General features: G+C 40.6%; 10 protein-coding genes. 4 read left to right on the forward strand and 6 right to left on the reverse strand.

Annotated features, from left to right (window positions below; translation table 11 throughout):
• Positions 1-53: 53 nt before the first annotated feature.
• Positions 54-296 (forward strand): hypothetical protein, encoded by a 243-nt coding sequence (locus L1D50_RS19585; protein ID WP_128726825.1) that lies wholly within the window; start codon positions 54-56, stop codon positions 294-296.
• Between the two features lie 257 nt (positions 297-553).
• On the opposite strand, the gene L1D50_RS19590 is transcribed toward L1D50_RS19585, so the two are convergent.
• The 4 genes from L1D50_RS19590 to L1D50_RS19605 all read right to left on the reverse strand — a co-directional run bounded on the left by L1D50_RS19590 (position 554) and on the right by L1D50_RS19605 (position 3,792).
• A complete protein-coding gene (locus tag L1D50_RS19590; RefSeq protein ID WP_010371125.1) occupies positions 554-1,159 on the reverse strand; it encodes a peroxiredoxin C in 606 nt (201 codons plus the stop codon).
• A gap of 320 nt (positions 1,160-1,479) precedes the next feature.
• Entirely contained in the window at positions 1,480-2,193 is a 714-nt protein-coding gene (gene fadR / locus L1D50_RS19595) for a fatty acid metabolism transcriptional regulator FadR (RefSeq protein WP_128726826.1), read from the reverse strand.
• A gap of 168 nt (positions 2,194-2,361) precedes the next feature.
• The gene (locus L1D50_RS19600; protein ID WP_235956561.1) at positions 2,362-3,069 is read right to left on the reverse strand and encodes a hypothetical protein; all 708 of its coding nucleotides are present in this window, start codon (positions 3,067-3,069) and stop codon (positions 2,362-2,364) included.
• A gap of 90 nt (positions 3,070-3,159) precedes the next feature.
• Positions 3,160-3,792, reverse strand: a complete 633-nt coding sequence (locus tag L1D50_RS19605) for a DJ-1/PfpI family protein (protein WP_128726827.1) — start codon at positions 3,790-3,792, stop codon at positions 3,160-3,162.
• A 413-nt stretch (positions 3,793-4,205) separates the two neighbouring features.
• On the opposite strand from L1D50_RS19605, the gene dsbB reads away from it, so the two are divergent.
• Positions 4,206-4,715, forward strand: coding sequence for a disulfide bond formation protein DsbB (gene dsbB / locus L1D50_RS19610; protein WP_128726828.1), 510 nt, complete (start codon positions 4,206-4,208; stop codon positions 4,713-4,715).
• A gap of 12 nt (positions 4,716-4,727) precedes the next feature.
• Positions 4,728-5,033, forward strand: coding sequence for a hypothetical protein (locus L1D50_RS19615; protein ID WP_128726829.1), 306 nt, complete (start codon positions 4,728-4,730; stop codon positions 5,031-5,033).
• A 51-nt stretch (positions 5,034-5,084) separates the two neighbouring features.
• Here the strand turns inward: L1D50_RS19615 and L1D50_RS19620 are convergent, their stop codons facing one another.
• Positions 5,085-5,393: a helix-hairpin-helix domain-containing protein gene (locus L1D50_RS19620; RefSeq protein ID WP_128726830.1), complete on the reverse strand. Its 309-nt coding sequence runs from the start codon at positions 5,391-5,393 to the stop codon at positions 5,085-5,087.
• Between the two features lie 270 nt (positions 5,394-5,663).
• Here L1D50_RS19620 and L1D50_RS19625 point away from each other — a divergent pair, with 270 nt between their 5' ends.
• Positions 5,664-5,978 (forward strand): YebG family protein, encoded by a 315-nt coding sequence (locus L1D50_RS19625; protein ID WP_128726831.1) that lies wholly within the window; start codon positions 5,664-5,666, stop codon positions 5,976-5,978.
• Positions 5,979-6,283: 305 nt separating this feature from the next.
• On the opposite strand, the gene L1D50_RS19630 is transcribed toward L1D50_RS19625, so the two are convergent.
• A complete protein-coding gene (locus tag L1D50_RS19630; RefSeq protein ID WP_239966639.1) occupies positions 6,284-7,474 on the reverse strand; it encodes an amino acid aminotransferase in 1,191 nt (396 codons plus the stop codon).
• Between the last annotated feature and the right edge of the window lie 92 nt (positions 7,475-7,566).

The following is a 7,566-nucleotide window of genomic DNA, read 5'->3' on the forward strand; positions in this document are numbered from 1 at the left end:
GGCACAACCTTTGTAATAGTTATTGCGACTAACAAATTACAAGGAAACTTATTATGACTACTTTAGCGAAAATCACCATGACAACTTTACTGTTTACAGCGAGCATGACAACAACAGCTGCACAAATTGATGCTTCTTTACTTCAAGAAGTAAAAACCAAAGTAACGCAAGCTATCGCTGAGTCAATCAAAGCGAATCTAGAGGAAATAAAAATTGAGACCAAACAGTCTCTAGAGAAAGCGTTTCAAACAACCAATAACAACGAGCAAGTAAAAAAGGAAGAGACTAATGATTAATGAACTCGAATTTCTGAGTCTGCTCGCAACTCCCGTGATCAGTTTATTCGCCGCTTACTTAAGCATTCAACTGATAAAGTCACTGGGTCAGTTTATTAACTTTAACTAGCATAGCACTTGCTAAAGTAGGCAAGGTAGCCAAGTAGTCAAAGTTTTACCCTCTGAAAGCTATTGAGGTATCAGTAGCCATTAAAAAACCCGCCAATTGGCGGGTTTCTTTTTTGATATCAGCGAGATATCACAAAGTCGACACTAAATTATAGTGCGCCTTCGTTTTCAGATAGGAACTTAGCAACACCTTCAGGGCTTGCATCCATACCTGCTTTACCTTCAGTCCAACCAGCTGGACATACTTCACCGTGCTCTTCGTGGAATGCTAGTGCATCAACCATGCGTAGCATTTCGTCGATGTTACGGCCTAGTGGTAGGTCGTTAACTACTTGGTGACGAACATTACCTTCAGCATCGATTAGGAAAGAACCACGGAAAGCAACACCAGCTTCTGGGTGCTCAACGTCGTATGCTTGACAGATTTCGTGCTTAACGTCAGCGATTAGATCGTATTTAACTTGACCGATACCGCCTTCGTTTACTGGAGTGTTACGCCATGCGTTATGTGAGAATTGAGAATCGATTGAAACACCGATCACTTCAACACCACGCTTTTGGAACTCTTCGTAACGCTTGTCGAACGCGATTAGCTCTGAAGGACAAACAAACGTGAAGTCTAGTGGGTAAAAGAAAACAACCGCTTTTTTACCTTTAATACGCTCGTGCAGGTTGTAGCTATCTACGATCTCACCGTTACCTAGTACTGCTGCTGCTGTAAAGTCTGGTGCCTTGCGGCCTACTAATACACCCATTTTTATCTCCAATAGTTAGGTTTATTTCCAATCTTATTTGGTATCTCGTGTCGAGACCAAAATATCTTGTTCATAATATTGTGGCGTGCTTATGAAAAAACAACCCTAGCTAGATTCATAACCAAAGTATCTTTGTCATTCTCACCACCAAAAACTGCGCCTAGTGTATTTGGCAAGTGCCATAATTAACAATCGAATTTAGCGATAGCATCAATCTATAAATTCGATGAGACTCAAATACCTCCGCTCAGGACGCCATTCGGAGATCAAAAAAGGCTTCACGAAGAAGCCTCTTTAACATGTATATCACTCGATAGACATTAGTCCATAATGTTTTCTGGCATATCACCGCGGATCTGCTGCCAAATTTCACCCGATTGATGACCATACTTACGCATTAATGAAATAGCCCCATCGTGTTCTTGATTTTCCGCCAGTTTGGTTAAATCTGCATAAAACTGTCTCGCCAGTCCTCGCGTTCTAGGATCTGAGAAGTAATGACAACCAATTTTTGAGTATAAGCCTCTGAAGCCATTTAAAATAAGCACATAAATTTTGTTTTGCCCTGCACCTGCCAGTTCATGGTGAACTTGATAATCGTAATCGGCAAAGGCTTCTGCGGTGTCTTCTAGCTCTTCATGCTTAGACAAAATATCGATAACACGCTGCGGGTTGAATTTTATCGCCGCACGCGTATAGATAGCACTAATATTGGTACGCGCTGACAGCAGCTGATCGGTCAGCTCGGGCATCTTATCTTCATCAAGACGCGCTAAAGTTTCTAATATATTAAGACCCGACGTTTCCCAAAAGTTATTTACTCGGGTTGGCTTACCATGTTGGATAGTCAACCAGCCATCACGAGCTAGCCTTTGTAATACTTCGCGCAGTGTTGTTCTTGTTACACCAATGAGTTCAGAAAGCTCACGCTCAGCAGGTAGAATGGATCCCGGAGGGAATTCGCCGTTCCAAATTGACTCAACAATATATTCTTCAGCAAATCCAGCTGGGCTCTTGGCTTTGAAAATTCTCATCTCACACCACTTTATTATTACATCAATGCCTTGATTGGCAGGTTGTGCTTGTTAATCCACTGATTGTACCAGATGAAGCTCAACTAACAAGCTACAAATCACCCTAGCTGAAAATAGCCATATTCAATGTAGGTGAGATTGTGATGCGGTGTGAGACTTAGAACTCAATTAAGGCGATATAGACTTGGCGAGAACGAGCTCATCTTCGCTAAACACTGAGCTGTTAATGTAAACAAATTGCTCCTCATCAGACCATCCAGCCTCTGCTTTCATTTTGTATAATTCAAATGCTTCGTAGTACGGATCGGTATCGTATTCGTTTTCTACCATTGCCCATGCTATCCAATGCGAAACGGTATAATCGCAACCAACCAATTGGTATAACGGCTCACTTAAAAAGAAAAGTGCTTCGTAACCTTCTCCACCACAGTGTTTCTTGATAATTTCAGACAGTGCATCATCTAAATGTATGGTGGGTGGATCCGCATTTTTAAACACTTCACACCTTAGCGTTTCACTGCCCCGATAAACACGACATTTCTTAGTGGAAGACTTTTCTCTATTTAACTCAATAAGTGCTTGGTCGCCGAATGCTTGAAGCACAATCTCTATATTTTCATTGAGTTGATTTAGCTTGTTTAAGAGAGTTTCATCATCAATTTCTGTAGATTGCGGATACACTTTTCTGACTTCATTCACTCTTTTAAGTATTCGCTTGCCATTAGGAAATATTGCAAAGCAAGCTTCTAGTTTTTCATCATCCAGTTTCCATATGTCGAAGTGGAGAATATAATCCTCCTTGATATCAGGCATGGATTCTGTCGACTCTCCTAATACTTCCCTCCACTGCCTTTGCCACTTTTGTTGATTGCTCATATTTATTTGATACTTTTAGTACGTCGCTTAGTCAGAATAAATATCAGACTAAAATTTAGCAATGACGAAGACTTACCCTCCATTTGCATCTCAGAGGGTCTGGGCGCCTGTGTTCAAATTTTCTAACTCTGCTGATTGAATCGTTGTAGCAATGAGGTCTTCAAAAAGCGCTAATTGCCCAGCTGGAATTAACTGATTTTGTATATTCTTCCGTTTATCTGAGTCAAACAACCGCTCTGCCAACCAGCCGATTAGATACATTAGCGAGAGGCAGCCTCCAGCAGTGGCGATGTTACCGTTTATGACAAGGGGTAAGTCCTGAACATCTCCTCCCATACTTTGCAAAACACCCTTAGCATCTGGATTCGTCGTTAACGACTTACCTTTAAGCAAACCAAGCTCATGAAGGATGAAAGATCCCGCACAAATCGAGCCTATTAGCTGCCTATTTGGGTCAAGGTTCAGCGCGGACATAAACTCAGTGTCTTTCATAGCTGCAGGAATACCACGTTTGCCACTCGTGATCAGAACTGCATCTTGATTAATTACTTCTGAAATATGCCCGTCTGTTTTAACTCGCATGCCAAGGTGAGAACTATGCTCTGGCTTCGTTCCTAATACACTCACAACCCAACTGTCGGTTGTTCGACCGAGCAAGTCATACATCAAAAAGAAGTCTACGTCTGTGAAATCGTCAAACAGAGCAATGCCTACTTTATACATAATGTTTTTTCCTTCGCTGCTTTCATTAGTCGCAAACATATGTGTTATTTATTCTTTGCGGTAGTGGGTGTTGTTTATTCTATTTTTTATTCTTTTAATTTACCACTTGCGGCTGCCAAACTAACTCGATGATACGATTGATACTCAGAAGCTCTGTATTCGCATAGACCACCACCAAAGTTTCATCCCTGTTGGGGTGGTAATATATTCACGGCTAGGTGGATACTCCACAAGCCGGCTCACTTGGTGATACAACATCAATTGATTTAATCAAGTGATCTATTTTGATATTTTCGAACTTCTACTAACAACAAGAGTCGAAAAATCGTCGCAAAGATAGCGCACACTGCCGAAGTAAGGTTGCCCTAACGCAACCAGATAAAGCATAATAAAACAAAAAGGGTTTCTCGATAATGAAGATTTCATCTTTTCACCTCTCTAGGCAATCATGGGGATTGCTGGCACTGTCCGCTGCTATTTTCGAAGCTGTCGCACTGTATTTCCAATATGGTATGGGTTTAGAACCCTGTATTATGTGTATCTATCAGCGTTTTGCTATGTTGGGGCTGTTAGCGGCTGGTTTAATCGGTATGATTTCGCCTCGCTCCTTCGTGCTACGCAGTTTTGCCTTTGCTTCTTGGGGTGTAGGCAGTATTTGGGGCTATTTTATCGCCCGTGAACATATCAGTATGCAAACCACAACGGATCCATTTGCTTTTACCTGTGACTTTGTACCAAACTTTCCTGCGTTTATGCCGCTTCATGAATGGCTGCCAAGCTTTTTTGCTGCAACGGGTGACTGTGGCAATATAGACTGGTCTTTCGCAGGATTATCTATGCCAGGATGGATGGAAATTATCTTTGCATTTTATAGTATCGCATTTATTCTTTTCTTATTTTTCCACGTTACTAAAAGAAGCTGAGATTTCGTATTCATGCATTTTAGGTTAAGCCAAATTGAGCAGCTAAGAGAATTTAAATTACGTGACAAGCAGATTATCTTACGTCTTGCACTTAGCCGTCTCGACGCGAAAACAAAAGTCGTATTAAGAATAGTAAAGTTGCTATTACTCACACCATTTTTTGCCTCATTAGTCGTCTTTGAAGGCTGGCTGTTATTACCCGTCTTACTCGTAGCCGGATTAGTTTATCCACTACTAACTACACCGGTGGAAATACAGTTTGGCAAACCCAAATTGGCTCGAGCGATCGCTGAGTTTAACGCCTCGAATAAGCCCTAATTTTCAATCTACCTGTGTGCGAGCAGCTAAGCTCGCACACAATAACATCAACTAGACTCTAATCTTTCCCTCCAGCTTTGCCAATATGCCTTTCCCTATTCCTTTTACTTCGAGTAACTCAGCTGTGCTCTTAAAGCGTCCCATTTTTTTGCGATACTCAACAATGGCTTCAGCTTTACGAATACCAATCCCTGGTAAACTTGAAAGCGCTGAAGCATCTGCAGAATTAATATCAAGCGCAACACTTTGCTGCTGTGTTTGAGAGACTGATTTTGCTTGCTCCGCAGGTTTTGCGAGCACACTTGAACAGCTTAAACCTAACGCCAATAAAATAGAAAGTATGGTGGGTTTATTGAACATATATACACTCCTTGTGCGTAAAAAGTATCCGAAGCTTACTGCATTCACCTCGGTGAGTGATTGCAGTACGCTTTTTAAATAAAGATTGGAATATCAACTTTGTCAAAAATTTTCATTCTTTCAAAAAAGAAAATTAATATTAACCTGTTGTTTTTAAAAAATTTTGTTAATTCTCTTTTGTTCACCTATACTTGAAAAATTTTCAAAATAGCTTGCTTAATCACTCAATTCAATTTACTGTATAAAAAAACAGTGACTAGGGGAATAACCATGGCCGTTATCATCAAATATGTTGTTGAAAGAAATGGAGTCGAGCGTATGACTTTCACATCTAAAAAAGAAGCTGATGCTTACGATAAGATGCTAGATGTAGCTGAGGCATTGGAAGATATGCTAGCAAAAGTTGACGTACCGCTGAGTGAACAACAAGTTGAATCCCTAGCGCTTGAAATTGCAAAACAAAAAGATGACTTTGTGTCTGTATTAAAAGGTGGAAAAGTAGCACCAAAGGCCAGTACCAAAAACAAATCTGCAGACGAAAAAGCGTCAGATTCAGAAAAAGTGACCAAAATTAAGCAAGCCTAAGTGATAATAGCTACTTATACCAATTGAATTAATTCTCTAATCAATTTGAAGGGTGAAATAGCATATTAGCTTCGTTAAAAATTTCTCATTTAGAACAACTAAATAGCAAGATTTTTGCCTTGCCTATATGGATATAGGTACCTTAGCGGCAGCAGGACGCGAGAGCGGTGCTACTAAAGCTATTTCCCCGCTTAAAGATAGATCATTTACTTAATACAACTGGTATTACTTCAGTAAGTGATGCTGGGTAAAAATAAAAAACCGCACATTTTGCGGTTTTTTATTTTGTTTTGTATAGCGCGGTATTACTCAATCACGCTTGCCACTGCGTCAGCAAAATAGTCAATATTGTCCTTGCTTACACCAGCTACGTTAACGCGACTAGAACCTACCATATAGATAGCATATTCAGTGCGCAGCCTGTCAATTTGCTCTTTATTAATACCTAAGAAAGAGAACATACCATGCTGACGGTCGATGAATGAGAAGTCTTGCTCAACACCTTTTGCAGCTAGGCTTTCTTTGATCAACGTACGTAGACCATTGATACGGCTACGCATTTCATCAAGTTCGTCATACCACATTTGTGTAAGTTCAGAACTACTTAATATGGTATTTACAATATCAGCACCGTGTGCTGGTGGCATTGAATAGATACTACGCACAACACTAAGTAATACTGAGTTTGAAACGTCTGCAGTTGCACTGTCTTTTGCAATGATTGAGCACGCACCGATACGCTCGCGATAAAGACCAAAGTTCTTAGAACAAGATGAACAGATGATCATTTCATCAACCGTATCCGCAACTGTTCTAAGGCCTTGTGCATCTTCTTCAAGGCTGGTACCAAAACCTTGGTATGCGATATCAATTAATGGCGTAAAACCTTGTTCTTTCGCAAGTTCAGCAACTACTTTCCATTGCTCTTGATTTAAGTCCATACCACTTGGGTTATGACAACATGCATGAAGTAGTACCACATCACCTTTAGATACTTGCTTCAGTGCATTGATCATCTCATCAAATAACAACCCTTTATTTTCGTAGTCATAGTAAGGATACTCTTTGACTGTTAGACCAGCAGCTTCAAATAGGCTGATATGGTTTGCCCAAGTTGGAGTAGTAACCCAAACAGTCGCATTGGTGTTGCAACGTTTAATAAATTCGGCAGCAACACGTAATGCTCCCGTGCCACCAGGTGCTTGCGCCGTGCGTACACGGTTTGCCAACAATGTACTATGCTCTCCAAGTAACAGTGTTTCCATCTTTTGACAGAAGTCTAAGTTACCAGCCAAACCAATATAAGATTTTGTCGTTTCGTTTTCTAAACGAAATGCTTCCGCTTTTTTAACCGCTCTAAGTACCGGCGTATTTCCCTGTTCATCCTTATAAACACCTACACCTAGGTCAATTTTATTTGGATTAGTGTCCTGCTTATAAGCGGCCATCAGGCCTAAAATAGGATCTGTTGGAAGTGGTTTTAGCTCTGAGAACATGGCTTATCTCTTTTATTTTAATTAATGCAAACTCGAGCGGCTGACGCTCGATTCCAGTAGACTTGATGGTAACATAGAGACTTGTATCTCAG

This window comes from Pseudoalteromonas sp. Isolate6, from assembly GCF_022398435.1.
Classification (GTDB): Bacteria; Pseudomonadota; Gammaproteobacteria; order Enterobacterales; family Alteromonadaceae; genus Pseudoalteromonas; species Pseudoalteromonas galatheae.